General features: G+C 72.2%; 15 protein-coding genes. 13 read left to right on the forward strand and 2 right to left on the reverse strand.

Translation table 11 applies throughout. The features are described 5' to 3' along the window. The first annotated feature begins 201 nt into the window (after positions 1 to 201). The 9 genes from ABD332_RS24995 (at position 202) to ABD332_RS25035 (ending at position 11051) form a co-directional block, all read left to right on the forward strand. Positions 202 to 1425, forward strand: coding sequence for an HpcH/HpaI aldolase/citrate lyase family protein (locus ABD332_RS24995; RefSeq protein ID WP_344504523.1), 1224 nt, complete (start codon positions 202 to 204; stop codon positions 1423 to 1425). Then, positions 1422 to 2762, forward strand: a complete 1341-nt coding sequence (locus tag ABD332_RS25000) for a phosphoribosyltransferase family protein (RefSeq protein WP_344504524.1) — start codon at positions 1422 to 1424, stop codon at positions 2760 to 2762. The genes ABD332_RS24995 and ABD332_RS25000 overlap by 4 nt, the downstream gene beginning before the upstream one ends. Next, positions 2759 to 3889, forward strand: coding sequence for a cysteine protease StiP family protein (locus ABD332_RS25005; RefSeq protein WP_344504525.1), 1131 nt, complete (start codon positions 2759 to 2761; stop codon positions 3887 to 3889). The genes ABD332_RS25000 and ABD332_RS25005 overlap by 4 nt, the downstream gene beginning before the upstream one ends. Further along, positions 3886 to 4704: a Cof-type HAD-IIB family hydrolase gene (locus ABD332_RS25010; RefSeq protein ID WP_344504526.1), complete on the forward strand. Its 819-nt coding sequence runs from the start codon at positions 3886 to 3888 to the stop codon at positions 4702 to 4704. The genes ABD332_RS25005 and ABD332_RS25010 overlap by 4 nt, the downstream gene beginning before the upstream one ends. A 28-nt stretch (positions 4705 to 4732) precedes the next feature. Further along, positions 4733 to 6199 (forward strand): TerD family protein, encoded by a 1467-nt coding sequence (locus ABD332_RS25015; protein WP_344504527.1) that lies wholly within the window; start codon positions 4733 to 4735, stop codon positions 6197 to 6199. Between the two features lie 49 nt (positions 6200 to 6248). After that, on the forward strand, positions 6249 to 7967 hold the full coding sequence (locus ABD332_RS25020; protein ID WP_344504528.1) for a TerD family protein: 1719 nt from the start codon (positions 6249 to 6251) through the stop codon (positions 7965 to 7967). Positions 7968 to 8048: 81 nt separating this feature from the next. Further along, positions 8049 to 9584, forward strand: a complete 1536-nt coding sequence (locus tag ABD332_RS25025; RefSeq protein ID WP_344504529.1) for a TerD family protein — start codon at positions 8049 to 8051, stop codon at positions 9582 to 9584. A 62-nt stretch (positions 9585 to 9646) separates the two neighbouring features. Further along, the gene (locus tag ABD332_RS25030) at positions 9647 to 10273 is read left to right on the forward strand and encodes an AIM24 family protein (protein WP_344504530.1); all 627 of its coding nucleotides are present in this window, start codon (positions 9647 to 9649) and stop codon (positions 10271 to 10273) included. A 10-nt stretch (positions 10274 to 10283) separates the two neighbouring features. Further along, complete coding sequence (locus ABD332_RS25035) at positions 10284 to 11051, forward strand: AIM24 family protein (protein ID WP_344504531.1); 768 nt, start codon at positions 10284 to 10286, stop codon at positions 11049 to 11051. 55 nt (positions 11052 to 11106) lie between these two features. Here the strand turns inward: ABD332_RS25035 and ABD332_RS25040 are convergent, their stop codons facing one another. Further along, complete coding sequence (locus ABD332_RS25040) at positions 11107 to 12138, reverse strand: LacI family DNA-binding transcriptional regulator (RefSeq protein ID WP_344504532.1); 1032 nt, start codon at positions 12136 to 12138, stop codon at positions 11107 to 11109. 196 nt (positions 12139 to 12334) lie between these two features. On the opposite strand from ABD332_RS25040, the gene ABD332_RS25045 reads away from it, so the two are divergent. The 4 genes from ABD332_RS25045 (at position 12335) to ABD332_RS25060 (ending at position 15746) form a co-directional block, all read left to right on the forward strand. Continuing rightward, entirely contained in the window at positions 12335 to 13399 is a 1065-nt protein-coding gene (locus ABD332_RS25045; protein WP_344504533.1) for a substrate-binding domain-containing protein, read from the forward strand. A gap of 150 nt (positions 13400 to 13549) precedes the next feature. Further along, positions 13550 to 14572: an ABC transporter permease gene (locus tag ABD332_RS25050; RefSeq protein ID WP_344504534.1), complete on the forward strand. Its 1023-nt coding sequence runs from the start codon at positions 13550 to 13552 to the stop codon at positions 14570 to 14572. After that, positions 14569 to 15372 carry an ATP-binding cassette domain-containing protein gene (locus tag ABD332_RS25055; RefSeq protein ID WP_344504535.1) on the forward strand — a complete coding sequence of 268 codons (804 nt, stop codon included), beginning with the start codon at positions 14569 to 14571 and terminating at the stop codon, positions 15370 to 15372. Before ABD332_RS25050 ends, ABD332_RS25055 begins: the two co-directional genes overlap by 4 nt. A 233-nt stretch (positions 15373 to 15605) precedes the next feature. Then, a complete protein-coding gene (locus ABD332_RS25060; RefSeq protein ID WP_344504536.1) occupies positions 15606 to 15746 on the forward strand; it encodes a hypothetical protein in 141 nt (46 codons plus the stop codon). A gap of 428 nt (positions 15747 to 16174) precedes the next feature. On the opposite strand, the gene ABD332_RS25065 is transcribed toward ABD332_RS25060, so the two are convergent. After that, a complete protein-coding gene (locus ABD332_RS25065) occupies positions 16175 to 16858 on the reverse strand; it encodes a hypothetical protein (RefSeq protein ID WP_344504537.1) in 684 nt (227 codons plus the stop codon). Positions 16859 to 16921 lie beyond the last annotated feature (63 nt).

Genomic DNA, 16921 nt, shown 5'->3' on the forward strand with positions numbered 1-16921 from the left:
CATCCACACGGACGGACGGCCCGCGGTTCCGTACCCACCGGTCCGTTACGGGCAGCGACCGCAGACTCACGCAGTCCGATATCCGCCACGGGGGTTTTCAGGTCTATGCCGCTCGAATTCACAAACCTGACCTAAGGTCCAGGTCGCGCGGCGGCACCGCAGCACGCAGTCCCGCCCGGGTCAGAGAAGAAAGGACACCGAGTGCGCTACTTCTCCCACCTGGACGGGTTGTCCGCCGGGGCGCTGTTCCACCGGCTGCCTGCCACGTTCTTCCAGGACAGTCCCCCTGAAGTGCTCGCCATGGCGCTCGGCGCCACCCTGTACTCCCCGGCGGTGCGTCCGCGCCTGGCCGAGGACATCCTGCGCTGCCACGCCGAGGGCGTGATGAGCATGGTCGGCTGCCTCGAGGACTCGATCCGCGACAGCGAGGTCGACGAGGCCGAGCTGAACCTCGCGCACCAGCTGCGCCTGCTCGCGCGCATGGAGGCGGGCGGGCCGCTGGTCTTCGTGCGGGTCCGCCACGCCGACCAAATCTACCGGCTCGCCGACCGGCTCGGTGACGATCTGCGGATCCTCAGCGGGTTCGTGCTGCCGAAGTTCCGCCCCGACGAGTCCGGCCAGGCGGGGCTGAAGGCGGTCCGGGAGATCGCCGACGGCAGCGGCTTGCCCCTGTATGCGATGCCGGTCCTCGAGACCCCGGAGATCGCCTACGCGGAGACCCGGATGCCGACCCTGCTCGCCGTCCGTGACATGCTCGATGGCAACCGCGACCGGGTCCTGGCCGTCAGGGTCGGCGCGACCGATCTGAGCAGCATCTACGCCCTGCGCCGGACGGCGGAGCTGACCGCGTGGGACGTCAACGTCGTGGCCGGCATCCTGACCGACATCGTCAACGTGCTGGCCCGCCGGGGCGGCTGGGGCGGCCGAGGCGGCCCGGGGTCGCCCACCGCGGGAGCAGGGTACGAGGTGACGGGTCCGGTGTGGGAGTACTTCTCCGGCGGCGAGCGGGTGCTCAAGCCGCAGCTGCGGGTCACGCCGTTCGAGGACCACGACCCGATGCTCCGCACGAAGCTGGTGCGCCAGTCCCTGGACGGCCTGATCCGCGAGATCGTGCTCGACAAGGCCAACGGCATGGTCGGCAAGACCGTCATCCACCCCAGCCACGCGGCGGCCGTGCACGCGCTGAGCGTCGTCAGCCACGAGGAGTACTGCGACGCGAAGGCGATCTGCGAGGACTACGCCGGCGACGGCGGCGGCGGGGTGCTGCGCAGCGTCTACATGAACAAGATGAACGAGGTCCGGCCGCACCTGTCGTGGGCGGAGCGGACCCTGGTGCGCGCCGACATCTTCGGCGTGGCCGCCGAGGGCCTCGACTTCGTCGACTTCCTCGAGGCGTCGGTCAGCAGCAGGGAGCCGGTGGCGTGAGCGAGGTGTGGTCCGGCACGTGGGTGACGGAACGGCTGGACGTCCGGCTCGTCGACGCCGATGGCGGCAGCCCGCGGGTCGCGGACCTGGCGGGGCTCGCCGTGCGGCGCAACCCGCGGCGCGCCCACCTGGTGGTGTCGCAGGTCCTCGGCAAGCACGTGCCCGCCGACCCGCACACGATCTACGCCGCCGGGCGCCTGCTCGGCCTGCGGGCGGCGGCCGTCCTGGGCGCCGAGACCGACCCGGCCGCCGGCTGGGACACGCGCGACTTCGACGAGGTCAAGGTCCCCGACGGCCCGCCGCTGGTGGTCGGGTACGCCGAGACGGCCACCTCCCTCGGGCACGTCGTCGCCGACACGTTCGCCGACGCCGACTACCTGCACTCCACCCGCCGGTCCGTGCCCGGCGTGGCGCTGCTGGGCAGGTTCGACGAGGCGCACAGCCACGCGACCGAGCACCTGCTGCTGCCCGCCGACGCCGACTGGCTCGACCGTGACGGCCCGCTCGTCCTCGTCGACGACGAGCTGACCACGGGCCGCACCGCCCAGGCGACGATCCGCGAGCTGCACGCCGTGCGCCCCCGCGACCGGTACGTCGTCGCCGCCCTGCTCGACCTGCGGACCGCCGCGGACCGGACCGGCTTCGCCGCGCTCGGCGAGGAGCTCGGCACCCGCATCGACGTGGTGTCCCTCGCCGCCGGTGAGGCCCTCCTGCCCGGCGACGCCCTCGAGCGCGGGCGGGACCTGGTGGCGGCGCTGGACGTACCGCAGCCGCCGCAGCGACCCGGCGAAGCCCCCGTGACCAGGATCGACGCCGAGTGGCCGGCCGGCCTGCCCGAGGGCGGCCGGCACGGGTTCGCCGCCGTGCACCGCCCCACGCTGCTGGACACCGCCGACCGGCTCGCGTCGCTGGTGTCCGCGGGGCTGCCCACCGGCAACTCCGACGCGCCGGTGCTGGTCCTGGGCAGCGAGGAGCTGATGTACGCGCCGCTGCTGCTGGCCCGCGCGCTCGCCCGGCACCGGCCGGTCCGCTTCTCCTCCACGACCCGCTCGCCGGTCCTGCCGGTCGACACGCCCGGGTACGCGATCCGCACCAGGCTCACGTTCGCCGCGCACGACGGCACCGACACCGACAAGCCCCGCTTCGCGTACAACGTGCGCGGCTTCGACCGGATCGTGCTCGTCGTCGACCGGACCGGCGATTCTCCCGCACTGTGGGAGGACGGGGGGCTGGTGGCGGCGCTGCGCGGAGTCTGCCAAGGTGTCACGGTCGTGGTCATCCCGGACCTCCGGCCGGCAGTCACCCGAGCAACGGATCCGCAGGAAGGTACCCGGTGAACGTCCAACCCCCACCGCCGCTGCACGGCCCGGACTTCTCGTCCTACGCCGCGTCCGAGGTGAGCTGGCTGCTGACCGACCTTTCGCACGTGAGTCTGGAGGCGCCGGCGGAGGAGCGCGAGGCGATGATGCAGGCGAAGGCCGGCCACTACGCCGAGTCGCTGCCGATCGAGTACCAGCCGACGGGGGAGTACCTCGAGCTGTTCCACGAGGCCCTGGCCGCGTCGGCGGCGCGGGTCGCGCACGCGGTCGGCGTCGTCACCGAGCTGGTCATCAAGGCGCGCTCGTCGGACGCGGTGCTCGTGTCCCTCGCCCGGGCCGGCACGCCGGTCGGGATCCTCATGCGCCGCTGGGCGCAGTTCGCGCACGGCGTGGAGCTGCCGCACTACGCGGTGTCGATCGTGCGCGGCCGCGGCATCGACGGTGAGGCGATGCGGCACCTCGCCCGGCACCACGACCCGGCCCAGGTCATGTTCGTCGACGGGTGGACCGGCAAGGGTGCGATCTGCCGCGAGCTGCGCGAGGCCGTCGCGGGGCTGCCCTTCGACCCGACGCTCGCGGTGCTGGCCGACCCCGGCGGCTGCACGGAGATCTTCGGCACCCGCGACGACTTCCTCATCCCGTCCGCCTGCCTCAACTCGACCGTGTCGGGCCTCGTGTCGCGGACGGTGCTCAACGACCGGTACATCGGGCCCGGCCAGTTCCACGGCGCGAAGTTCTACCGGGAGCTCGCCCCCGGCGACGTGTCGAACCTGTTCCTCGACGCCGTCGAGGCGCACTTCCCGGCGGTCGCCGCCAGCGTCGCCGCCGACTGGCCCGTGCTCGCCGCCACCGACCGCACCCCCGACTGGAGCGGCTGGAACATCGCGGTGCGGCTCGCCGCCGAGTACGGCCTCGACGACATCAACCTGCTCAAGCCCGGCGTCGGCGAGACCACCCGGGTGCTGCTGCGCCGCTCCCCGTGGCGGATCCTGATCCGCCCGGACGCGCACGCCGAGCTCGGCCACATCCTGCTCCTCGCCAAGGACACCGGCGTCCCGGTCGACGAGGTCGCCGACCTGCCCTACGCGTGCGTCGGCCTGATCCGCCCCAAGGGGCCCAGAGGGTTCGAGGGGGCCACGCAATGACGACCGTGGTCGCCACGGACCTCGACGGGACCGTGATCTTCTCCGAGAAGGCGATGTCGCACGGGCCGGTCCGCCCCGCGGACGAGGACCTCGTGCCCATCGACGTCGACGGTGACCGGATCTACGCGTACATGACCACCAGGGTCGTGCGGCAGTGGACCGGGCTCGCCGACGCCGGCGTGGTCGTGCCCGCCACGACCCGCTCCGTCGAGCAGTACCAGCGGCTGCGTCTGCCCGGGCGGCGCCCCGCGGCGGCGGTCGTGTGCAACGGCGCCCGCCTGCTGGTCGACGGCGAGTCCGACCCGGCCTGGGAGCGGCAGGTGCGCGGCCGCCTCGGCGCGGGCGGCGCGTCGTTCGACGACGTGTGGCGGGAGGCGCAGCGCTGGCGCGACCAGCGCGGCTTCGACGCGGTCCGCGCGGTCGAGGACTTCTTCATCTACCTCACCGTCAAGGTCCGCGAGCCGTGGCTGACGGACTTCGCCGAGGAGACCGCCGGCTGGGGGCGGATCAACGGCTGGAGGGTCTCACTGCAGGGCCGGAAGCTGTATCTTCTGCCCACCGGGCTGGACAAGGCCGCGGCGGTGGCGCATGCCGCCGAGCGGCTGGGCGCGGACCGGGTCGTCGCCGGCGGGGACTCCCTGCTGGACGCCGACATGCTCCGGACGGCGCACGCGGCGATCCGGCCGGCGCACGGAGAGCTGCACCTCACGGGCTTCACCTCGCCGCACTGTCTGACCACGGCCTCCGCGGGGGCGGCGGCCGGCGACGAGATTCTGGACTGGTACGTGGCGCAGACCGGTGACGGTCGGCCTTGAGGGACATCTGACAAGAGGAGAACAGAGCATGGCCACCGTGCTGGTGAAGGGCCAGAACACCGCGCTGACCGCCAACGACGTGCGCGTCGTGGTGGAGGTCGGCGTCGCCACCGACCTGTCCGCGCTGCTGGTGACGGCGGCCGGCAAGGTACGCACCGACACCGACTTCGTCTTCTACAACCAGCCGCAGGGGCCCGGTGTCTCCGTCAGTGACATTGGCGGCGGCAAGTGGCAGGCGTCGGTCACCACCGGCGCGATCCCGGCCGACGTCGACAAGGTCCGCGTCGTGGTCAGCGTCGACGGCACCGGCCAGCGGTTCGGGCAGTTCGCCCCGCCGGTCGCCAAGGTGTACGACCAGGCCGGCGGCGAGCTCGTCCAGTACGTGATCACCGGGCTGGACACCGAGAGCATGGTCATCGCGCTGGAGATCTACCGCCGCGGTGCCGAGTGGAAGGTCCGGGCCGTCGGCCAGGGCTACGCCGGCGGCCTCGCCGACCTGGTCCGCGACCACGGCGTGTCGGTCGACGACGCGCCGGCGCCGGCCGCGACCCCGGCCACCGCCCCGCCCGCCCCGCAGTCCGCCCCGCCCGCCCCGCAGTCCGCGCCGCCGGTGGCCCAGCCGCCCGCCACGCCGCCGCCGCCCGCCGCGCCGGTGTACACGATGCCCGCGCAGACGGCGCCCGCGCACGTCGCTCCGCCGCAGGAGACGCCGGCGTACGGGCAGCAGACCCCGCAGCACAACCCGCCGCCGTACGGCCAGCAGCCCCCGGCCGCCCCGGCCTACGGTCAGCAGCCTCCCGCCGCCCCGTACGGCCAGCAGCCTCCCGCCGCCCCGTACGGGCAGCCGACCCAGCAGATGCCGCCGGTCGCGCCGCCGCAGCCCGCCGCCCCGCCGCAGGACGCCCCGGTCGGCGGCCCCGGCGGCCCCGTCAACCTCAGCAAGGGCCAGCGGGTGTCGCTGCGTAAGCAGGACGGCACGTCGCTCAGCCTGGTCCGGATGGGTCTGGGCTGGGACCCGCTGAAGAAGCGCGGCCTGTTCGGCAACCGCGAGGTCGAGATCGACCTGGACGCCTCGGCGATCCTGTTCGCCGACAAGCAGCCGGTGGACATCGCGTTCTTCAACCAGCTGCGCAGCAAGGACGGCTCCGTCCAGCACACCGGTGACAACCGCACCGGCGCGGGCGACGGCGACGACGAGTCGATCGTCGTGGACCTCAACCGCGTCCCCGCCCACGTCACCTCGATCATCTTCGTGGTCACGTCGTACGAGGGGCACACCTTCGCGCAGGTCGAGCAGGCCTTCTGTCGGCTGGTGGACGAGACGACCCGCGCGGAGCTCACCCGCTATACGCTCTCCGGCGGCACGCCGAGCACCGGCATGGTCATGGCCAAGCTGCACCGCGACGGCAACGCCTGGAAGATGACGGCGATCGGCGAGCCCCAGAACGCCAAGCAGCCGCTGGAGATGATCCCGCAGCTCGGTCGCTTCCTGTAGGGCCCCGGCAGTCAGGAGTCAGGATCCGTCGGCATCAGGAGGGGGAACAATGACGGTGGTCTTCGTCAAGGGGCAGAACGCGCCCCTGGCGGCGCAGCAGGTCAGGATCATGGTCGACGCGAGCGTCGCGGTCGACCTGTCGGCGTTGCTGCTCGCGGAGACGGGACGCGTCCGGACCGACGGTGACTTCGTCTTCTACAACCAGCCGGCGGCGCCGGGGCTGACGTGGCTGACCGGCGGCGCCGGCGGGGCGCAACGGGTCGAGATCGACCTGGCGAAGATCCCCGCCGACGTCGACCGGGTCATCGCCGTCATCAGCCCCGACGACCACACCACGACGTTCGGGTCCGGCCCGGCGCCGGTCGCCCGGCTCGTCGAGGCGACCGGCACGGAGCTGGGGACGTTCGCCATGCAGGGCCTCAGCGAGGAACGGGCCGTCATCGCCTGGGAGCTGTACCGCCGGGCCGGCGCCTGGAAGGTCCGCGCCATCGGCCAGGGCTACTCCGGCGGCCTGGCCCAGCTGATCGCGGCGCACGGGGTGGACGTCGAGCAGGAGGAGCCGCCGCCGGCGCCGGTGACGTCGTCCCCGCACTTCCCGGGCACGTCGGGGCCGGTGACGTCGTCGCCGCACTTCCCCGGCACCGGCGCGGCCCCGGCCGCCGCCTCGCAGCAGCCGCTGCCGGAGGTCGGCGGCCCCCTGGAGGAGCGCCTCTACCAGCAGGTGTGGTCGATCTTCCAGGACGCGGCCCGGTCCACGTCGGCGCTGCGCTCCGCCGTCGGCTACGCGGAGCAGCGCCGCGACAACGAGGTCGGCGAGCTGCTCAACGACCCGCGGCTGCGCAACTCACCGCAGACGGCCGCGGCCCGCGCCGAGGCCGACCGCCGCCACGACGAGCTTGTCCGCCGCGCCGAGACGGACCGCCGCCGCGACGTCGAACAGCTCGTCACCGAGCTCAGGAGCCTCGCGGGCACGCTTCCGGCGCCGATGGCCGCCTGGGACAGCCCGCGCTGGCGGGACTGGCGCCTGCCGGAGACGATGACCGCCGGCATCCGCGTCGGTGACGTGCACGTGCCGGAGTCGCCGGAGCTGCGGATCCCGCTGCTGTTCCGGCTGCCGCTGATGCGGGCGCTGTGGATCGACTCGACCGGCGCCGACCGGGCCGCGGCCCAGGCGATGGCCCGCTCCGTCGTCGTGCGGCTCCTCGCCGCGCACCCGCCGGGCCAGCTCAGCGTGCAGGTGGCCGACCTCGCCGGCGGCGGCGCCGCGGGCCGCGCCTTCGACGGCGCCCACCTCGGCGGCGCGCCCGGCGGGGCGGCGTCGGTGCCGGTCGCCGCGACCCCGCAGGCGCTCAGCGACATGCTGGAGCACCTCGTCGAGCGGGTCGACCTGGTGCAGATGGCGATGCGCGCCGGCGCGATGGGCTCGCCCTACGAGAACATCGACGGCGGGCGGCGGCTGCTCGTGCTGCACGACTTCCCGTACGGTTTCGACGAGGCCACCTTCGCCCGCCTGCAGTACCTGCTCAACGAGGGGCCCGAGGCCGGCGTGCACGTGCTGATGGTCGCCGACCCGGCGGACTCCTCGACGCTCGGCCCCATGGTCGGGGCGGTGTGGCGCTCGATGGCCCGGCTGCCGGTCGTGTCCGGCGACCACATGGGCGACCCGTGGGTGGGGCTGACCTGGACGTTCACGCCGGACGTGACCACGGGCAGCGCCGCCGTCGACGAGATCCTGGCCCGCCTCGCCCGTCAGGCGAACGGGCAATGAACCGGCCGTGTCCCGCGGGGGTTGTCCGGTGCCGCTATAAGTTGATCGCAGACGCGCTGTCGTTGTAGCCGAGGAGATCACGTGTCTCAGTCATTCACTCGGGGGCAGAAGAGCCCGATTTCGAACTTCACCACGGGAGATGATCTGTATGTAGGCATCCAGTTGAACGCTCCCGGGATCACGTGGGACATCTCGTGCTTCGGGCTGGATGCCGACGACAAGCTCGTGGACGACAACTACTTCATCTTCTTCAACCAGCCGAAGTCGCCCGAGGGGTCGATCCAGAAGCTGGGCCCGCAGTCCGGTGACACCGACTCGTTCCGGGCGACGCTCAACGCCGTGCCGGAGAAGGTCGCGAAGCTGTCGTTCTGCGCGGCGATCGAGACGTCCGGCACCGCCAGCCAGCTCCAGTCCGGCTACCTGCGCATCGTCGCGGGCGGGCAGGAAGTCATGCGGTACAGCTTCACCGGCGCCGACTTCGGCACCGAGCGGGCGATCATCATCGGCGACCTCTACCGCAAGGGTGTCTGGCGCGCCGCCGCTGTCGGGCAGGGTTTCGCCGGCGGTCTCGCCGACCTGATCCGCTCGTACGGTGGCAACGTCGACGACGAGCCCGCGCCGGCGCCTTCGGGTCCCGCGCCCGGCTTCGCGCCGCCGCCCGGTGGCCCTCCGCCGCAGCAGGGTTTCGCCCCGCCGCCCCCGCCGCCGACCCAGCAGTTCGCGCCGCCGCCTCCGCCGCCCCAGCAGCAGTTCGCGCCGGCGCCGCAGCAGCAGGGCTTCCCGCCGCAGCAGCCCGGGTACCCGCCGCAGCAGCCCGGCTATCCGCCGCAGGGCCAGCCCGGTTACCCGCCCCAGCAGCAGGGCTTCCCGCCGCAGGGCCAGCCGGGGTACCCGCCCCAGGGCCAGCCCGGTTACCCGCCGCAGCAGGGCGACCTGCTGCCGTCGCAGGCCCAGCGGGTCCAGCCCGGCGTCATGCACAGCATCCAGAAGTACAAGGAAGCGCCGACCACCGGCCGCTGGACGAAGCAGAACGGCAAGCTCGTCAAGGTCACCCTCGGTCCGGACGCCCACGCGCGGCGCGGGTCGATGGTCGCCTACCAGGGCAACGTCGAGTTCGAGTACAAGGGCTCCGGCGGCCTGAAGGCGATGTTCGAGGGCGCGATGACCGGCCAGGGCCTGAAGCTCATGACCCTGAAGGGCCAGGGCGAGGTGTTCCTCGCCGAGAACGCCAGCGACCTGCACATCGTCGAGCTGCAGGGCCAGGCGCTGTGCATCAACGCCAACAACGTGCTCGCCTTCGACTCGACCCTCCAGACCGAGGTCAAGCGGATCGAGAGCCCCGGCATCCCGGGTGGCGGCATGTTCCACCTGGAGGTCAGGGGCCAGGGCACCGTCGTGGTCATGACCAAGGGCACCCCGGTCACGCTGCAGTGCCAGGGCCCGACGTTCGGTGACATGAACGCCGTCGTCGCCTGGACCGCCGGCATGCGGGTCGCGGTGTCGACGCAGGTCCGGGTGTCCCGGCAGATCTACGCCGGCGCCAGCGGCGAGTCCGTCGCGCTCCAGTTCATGGGAATGCAGGGCCACTTCGTCGTGGTCCAGCCCTACGAGGTCTGAAAGGGGACGCTGTGCAGAGTCCGCTGCTCCAACACTATGGCCAGACGCAGGTCCGGGACCGGATGAGTCTTCACGGCAGCAAGATCGCCAAGATCATCATGGGGCCGGGTCAGGATCTCATGGCCCGCACCGGCTCGATGATCGCCTACGAGGGGCTCATCGACTTCAACCCCAACCCGCCGCAGCTCGGCCAGATGGCCCGCTCCTGGGCGACCGGCGAAGGCGTGCCGCTGATGACCGCCACCGGCCAGGGCGAGCTGTACCTCGCCGACTACGGCAAGGAGGTCGTCGTCGTGCAGCTCGCCGGCGAGGGCCTGTCCGTCAACGGCAAGAACATCCTCGCCTTCGACGCGACCCTCCAGTGGAGCATCGAGCGGGTCAAGGGCGTCAGCATGCTGTCCGGCATGGGCATGTTCAACGTGGTCATCCGCGGCAACGGCTGGGTCGCGCTGACCAGCAAGGGCACGCCCGTCGTCCTCGACACCCGCGAGGCACCGACCTATGTGGACACCGACGCGCTCGTCGGCTTCACCGACGGGCTGAGCATCAGCCCCAAGCGCACCGCCCGCTTCGGCAGCCTCATCGGCCGTGGCTCCGGTGAGTCGTTCCAGCTCGGCTTCTCCGGGCAGGGTTTCGTGATGGTCCAGCCGAGCGAGGACGCGCGCCCCGCGGTCTCGGTCCGGGGCTGAGGAGACAGACATGTATCAGAGTTCCCTGCTGGCCAACCAGGAAGTCCAGAGCAACGAGCGCTTCGCGCTGCAGAACGGCAAGATGCTCAAGGCCACCCTCGGCCAGGCCAGCGGCATGCGGGAGTTCTACGCCCGCAAGGGCGCGATGGTCGCCTACCAGGGCGGCGTGAACTTCGACGCGCAGTACCAGGGCTGGGGCTCGCACGTGGCCCGGCACTTCACCGGTGAGGGCCTGAACCTGATGAAGGTCTCCGGCAGCGGCACGGTGTTCCTGGCCAACCAGGCCCAGGACATCCACATCCTCGACCTCACCGGCGACGGCCTCACCGTCGACGGCAACAACGTCCTCGCCTTCGAGACCCAGCTGCGCTGGGACATCGTCCGCATCGACTCGCAGGTGGAGATCGCCGGCGCCGGCGGCTACAACATCGACCTCGGCGGCAACGGCAAGGTGGCGGTCACCACGACCGGCGCGCCGCTGGTCATGCGGGTCACCCCGAACAACTACTACTTCGCCGACGCCGACGCGGTCATCGCCTGGAGCTCGAGCCTGCAGGTCAGCATGCAGGCGGCGGTCACGTCCTCGTCGGTGTGGCGCCCCCGCGGCAACACGGGCGAGAGCTGGCAGATGCAGTTCACCGGCGAAGGCTTCGTCGTGGTCCAGCCGGCCGAGCTCATGCCGCCCTACGACGCCCTCGCCGGCACCAACCTCGCCGGCCGCTTCGGCCTCGGCCAGCAGGGCGGCATGCAGGGCAACAACTTCTTCGGCGGCCGCTAGCTCCCCCGTGATCCGGAAGACCTTGTGCAGTCATAGGTGCACAAGGTCTTCCGGATCACGGCGTTTCCGGCCTGAGCTCGCCGGAGCCGCGGACGATCAGGCGGGTCTCGACCAGATGCGTGGTGGGCTCCCAGTCCTCGCCGTCGAGGCGGCGGAACAGGATGTCGGCGGCGACCCGGCCCATCCGGTACGGGTCCTGCGACACCACCGTCACCGCCGGCTCCAGCAGGTCCGCCAGGGGGAAGTCGTCGAAGCCGACGACCGCGACCCGATGCTGCAGCCCCCGGGCGCGCAGGGCGCGGATCGCGCCGATCGTGATGAGGTTCTGCGCGCTGAAGCACGCCGTCGGCGGGGTGGCGGAGTCCAGGAGCCGGCCGAACGCGGCCTCGGCCGCCTCGGTGGTGTGCAGGTCGTGCGCGATGTGCGCGGGGTCGGGCCGGATGCCGTGGTCGCTGAGGGCCTCCTTGTAGCCCTGGAAGCGGCGCCGGGCGGTCGCGATCGTGTGCAGGTCGCCGAGGAAGGCGATGTCGCGGTGCCCGTGGGCGGCGAGGTGGCGGACCGCGTCGGCGGCGCCTGACTCGTTGTCGACGAGGACGGCGTCGGCGTGCAGGCCGACGGGCGGGCGGTCGACGAAGACGAGCGGCGTGCCGGTGGTGACCTCGCGGGTCAGGTACGCCTGGTTGTCGCTGGCCGGCACGATCAGCATCGCGTCGGCCTGGCGCATCGCGAACGCCCGGACCAGCGCGCGCTCGCGGGCAGGGTCCTCCTCGACGCTGCCGGCGAAGACCATCACGTCGCGGGCGTGCGCGACGTCCTCGAGCGCCCGGTACAGCGCCGAGGAGAACGGGTTGGAGACGTCCTCGAGGACGGCGGCGACGGCGGCGGTGCGGCCGCCCGCGCGGCGCAGGCTGCTCGCGGTGATGTTGGGCCGGTACTCCAGCTGCCTGATCGCCCGCTCGACGGCGCCCGCCTTCGACGGGCTGACGCCCGGCTCGCCGTTGACGACCCGCGACACCGTCTTCGGGCTGACCCCCGCCAGCTGCGCCACGTCGCGCAGCGTCGGGCGGGCACGGGCGGCGCTGTCCACGGCACTCCCTCGCGGCAAGATCGGCTGCACCATTATCGCCGGGCCCGCCAAGTGTCCCCGACGCAGGTCGCTTTGACAACGATGTCAAGTCGCTGTCGTACAGCGCCAAGAGCATCAGCGCCGTCATATTGACAATCATGATGAGGTGGGTCGACACTCCTTGACATCGTTGTCAAAGCTGCCTTGAGGAGTTGACATGATGCAACGCAACCGTCCGGCGGCAGGGCTGCTCGCCGTCGCGCTGGTCGCCGCCGGGCTCACCGGCGCGTGCGGCGACGACAGCGGCGACGGCCAGGTGTCGGTCTCGCTGATCACGAAGAACTCGACCAACCCGTTCTTCGTCACCATGCAGGACGGCGCGAAGCAGGCCGCCGCCGCCGAAGGCGTCAAGCTGACCGTCGCCGCGGGCAAGGCCGACGGCGACGAGGCCGGCCAGGTGCAGGCCATCGAGGACGCCATCGCCCGCGGCGACAAGGGCATCCTCATCACGCCGAACGGCCCGGGCGTCAACCCGGCGATCAAGAAGGCCCGCGACGCAGGCCTGTACGTCATCGCCCTCGACACCCCGCCGGACCCGGCGGACACCGTCGACATCACGTTCGCCACCGACAACTTCAAGGCCGGCGAGCTCATCGGCAAGTGGACCGCCGCGCAGCTCGGCGGCAAACCCGCCACGATCGCCATGCTCGACCTGTTCAACGACAAGATCGTCTCGGTGGACTACAACCGGGACCAGGGCTTCCTGACCGGCATGGGGATCGACGTCAAGGACAAGAAGCGCAACGGCGACGAGGCGAAGACCGGCAGCTACTCCGGCGGCACGTACAGCATCGTGTGCAACGAGCCGACGGGCGGGGCGGAGGACGGTGGCCGTACCGCCATGGAACGCTGCCTGACGAAGAACCCCTCGGTCAACGTCGTCTACACCATCAACGAGCCGGCCGCCGTCGGCGCGCAGAAGGCGCTCAAGGCCGCGGGCACGCAGAACGTCCTCGTCGTCTCCATCGACGGCGGCTGCGACGGCGTCAAGCAGGTCAAGGACGGGCTCATCAACGCGACGTCGCAGCAGTACCCGACGAAGATGGCCGAGCTCGGCGTGAAGGCGATCAAGCAGATCGCCACCGGCGGCGAGAAGCCGAAGGTCACCGGCGGCCTCGACTTCTTCGACACCGGCGTCACCCTCGTCACGGACAAGCCGGCCACCGGCGTGGAGAGCATCGACAGCACCGCCGCCACCAGCCGCTGCTGGGGCAAGTCGTGACCGCGCTCGCTCGTGAGTTCTGCCGTCGCCGGTCGCTGCTGGGGTACGTCGTGACCGCGCTCGTGAGTCCTTCCGCCGCCGGTCGCTGCGGGGGTACGTCGTGACCGCGCTCGTGAGTCCTGCTGCCGCCGGTCGCTGCGGGGGTACGTCGTGACCGCGCTCGCGAGCACCGCCGCCGAGCAGTTCGCGCTCCGCCGCCGCTCGCCGATCCAGCGGGTCCAGCACGTGCTGCACTCGTACCCCGCGATCAGCCCGTTCCTGGTGCTCGTCCTCTCCTTCGCCGTGTTCTCGCTCATCAACCCGCGCTTCGCCCAGCCCAACGCGCTGTCGCTGGTGCTGCAGCAGGTCGCCGTCATCGGCGCCCTCGCCGTCGGGCAGACCCTGGTCATCCTCACCGCCGGCATCGACCTCTCCGTCGGCGCCGTCACGATCCTCGCCATGATGCTGTCCGCGAAGCTCGCCTCGGACGGCGGCATCCCCGGCGTCCTCGCCGTGCTCGTCGGCATCGCCGTCGGCGTCGCCGCCGGCACCCTCAACGGCGCGCTCGTCACCCGCATCGGGCTGCCACCGTTCATCGTCACGCTCGGCACCCTCAGCGTCTTCACCGCGATCGGGCTGCTGTACTCGAAGGGCCAGAGCGTCCAGTCCGCCGACCTGCCGGCACTGCTCAACTGGACCGGGGAGACGTTCGCGATCGGCCGCTTCCGCATCACCGCCGGCGTGGTCCTCGTCGCCGTCCTGTACGTCGTGGTCGGCTTCGCCCTCGCCAACACCGCGTGGGGCCGGCACGTGTACGCGGTCGGCGACGACAAGGAGGCCGCCCGGCTCGCCGGCATCCGCGTCGACCGGGTGCTGCTCAGCGTCTACGTCACCGCCGGCGCCATCTACGGCCTCACCGCCTGGATCCTCATCGGCCGCGCCGGCGCCGCCAGCCCCAACGCGATCACCGACGCCAACCTGGAGAGCATCACCGCCGTCGTCATCGGCGGCACCAGCCTCTTCGGCGGCCGCGGCGCCGTCCTCGGTACGCTGCTCGGCGCCCTCATCGTCGGCTTCTTCCGCAGCGGCCTGTCCCTCGCCGGCGTCGACGACCAGTACCGCGTCCTCGCCGTCGGCCTGCTCGTCCTGCTCGCCGTCGCCGTCGACCAGTGGATCAGGAGGGTCCGCGCATGACCGATCCCGTGCTCTCCGCGCGTGGCCTGGTGAAGACCTTCGGCCGGGTCGTCGGCCTCGACGGCGTCGACATCGACCTGTACCCGGGGGAGGTCCTCGCCGTCATCGGCGACAACGGCGCCGGCAAGTCCACGCTCATCAAGTGCCTCACCGGCGCCCTCGTCCCCGACGCCGGCACGCTGTCGCTGGACGGCCGGCCGGTGCACTTCAAGCGGCCGCAGGACGCCCGCGAGGCCGGCATCGAGACCGTCTACCAGACCCTCGCGGTCGCGCCGGCCCTCGACATCGCCAGCAACCTGTACCTCGGCCGGGAACGCCTACGCCCCGGCCCGCTCGGCACCGTCCTGCGGATGCTCGACAAGAAGGGCATGCGCCGCGACGCCGGCCAGGCCCTCGCCGACCTGGGCATCGGCACCCTGCAGAACATGGCCCAGCCCGTCGAGACCCTCTCCGGCGGCCAGCGCCAGGCCGTCGCCGTCGCCCGCGCCGCCGCCTTCGGCAGCAAGGTCATCGTCCTGGACGAGCCGACCGCCGCCCTCGGCGTCCGCGAGTCCAACCAGGTCCTGAAGATGATCGGCGAGGTCCGCTCCCGCGGCCTGCCCGTCATCCTCATCAGCCACAACATGCCCCACGTCTTCGAGGTCGCCGACCGCATCCACATCCAGCGCCTCGGCCGCCGCGCCGGCCTCATCACCCCCCGCTCCCACACCATGTCGGAGGCGGTCGCCGTCATGACCGGCGCCACCACCCTGACCGAACCCCCGGGCCGCCCTGACGACGGCAAGGCCGGTGCTGCGTGATCACCGTCGCCGTCACGACTGGCGCCACGACGCCGCCCGAGACCCCGGGCCGCTCTGACGGCCGCAAGGACGGTGCTGCGTGATCACGGCTGGCGCCACGACGCCGGCCGAGACCCTGGGTCGCTCTGATGGCGGCAAGGATGGTGACGCGTGATCACCGTCGCCGTCATGACCGGCGCCACGACGCCGCCCGAGACCCCGGGCCGCTCTGACGGCCGCAAGGACAGTGCTGCGTGATCACCGTCCTCGGCGAGGCGCTGGTGGACCTGATCGAGGGTCCACCGGCCGCCCCCGAGGCGTACCCCGGCGGCAGCCCCGCCAACGTCGCCGTCCGCCCTGGCCCGCCTCGGCACCGACGTCGCGCTGCTGCCTGAAGGACACCGAACGCCGCGCTGCTGACCGAGGGACACCGAACGCCGCGCTGCTGACCCAGGTCGGTGCCGACTGGCGGCGACGATGCGACGGGCCTGCTGCGTCGGTGGCCGCGTGAGCTCCTCCGCCGAGGTTGTCGCTCGGTGGCCGGGCGGGCGGGTCCGCCTCCTCGGCGAGCATGCTGCCCGGTGACCGCGCGGGCGTGGGCGGGCGGGTGTGCGTGGGGTGCGAGTGCGGGTGGTGCGGGTGGTGGTGCCAGAGGTCACGGACCCGGCGTGGCCCGCCGTACGTCGGGAAGACGTGGCGGGTGCCGGTATCGGTACCGCTCTAAATACCGTAGCAACGTCTTGCAAATCGGCGGCTGGGCGGGTTACGCACCGTCACTGTCGTCGGCGTGGTGGTGCGACACGGCGGGTGGGGTTGCGGCGGGTTACGGGGCGGTGACGGGGTCGAGCTCGTCGTAGCCGCTCTCGACGTCATTGAAGCCCAGGTACAGCTCGTCGGCGTGGTGCAGGTAGCTGTCGGCGGTAGGGGCGGTGGCGTCGGTCCACGTGAAGGTGGTCGGCTGGCCCGGCTGCAGCAGCGGCTCGCGCAGCGGCGGCAGCTGGGACTCGATCGCCGCCCAGTCGAGGGTGAGCCGGCACGGCGGGCCGGGGACGGGCGGCACGTCCCCGTCGAGGACCGCCTCGTCGAGGGCCTCCAGCGCGGTCGCGGCGGCCGGGTCCGTCGCCGCGCGGGCCTGCAGGTCCAGGAAATGTGTGACGATGCGGACCGCGTCCAGGGACTCGATGTCGCCGGGGTCGGTGATCCGGTCGAACAGGTCCCACGGCTCGCCGTCGCGCTGGGACTCCAGGAGCGCGGCGACCGTCGTGTCGTGCCGGGGGTCGCCGGTACGCAGGAACGGGTGCAGGTCGAACCCACCGGCGAGGGTGCCGTCCTGCACGACCCAGAGGTGCAGCACCGCCCCGTACCAGAGCGTCATGTACGCGAGGTGGTCGTCGTCGTACCGGCGGTCGAACGCGGCCCGGAGCGCGGCGAGGTCGCGGCCGGCGTGGATGTCGCCCTGGCGGGCGCCGCCCGGGCCGACGGAGAACTCCAGCAGATAGCAGCTCACCCGTGCATCTTTCACCCGTCGCGCCCGCGCCGACCTGCGGGGGCGGGGTGGCCCCGTTGTCCC

The sequence above is a fragment of the Dactylosporangium maewongense genome (assembly GCF_039531485.1).
GTDB lineage: Bacteria > Actinomycetota > Actinomycetes > Mycobacteriales > Micromonosporaceae > Dactylosporangium > Dactylosporangium maewongense.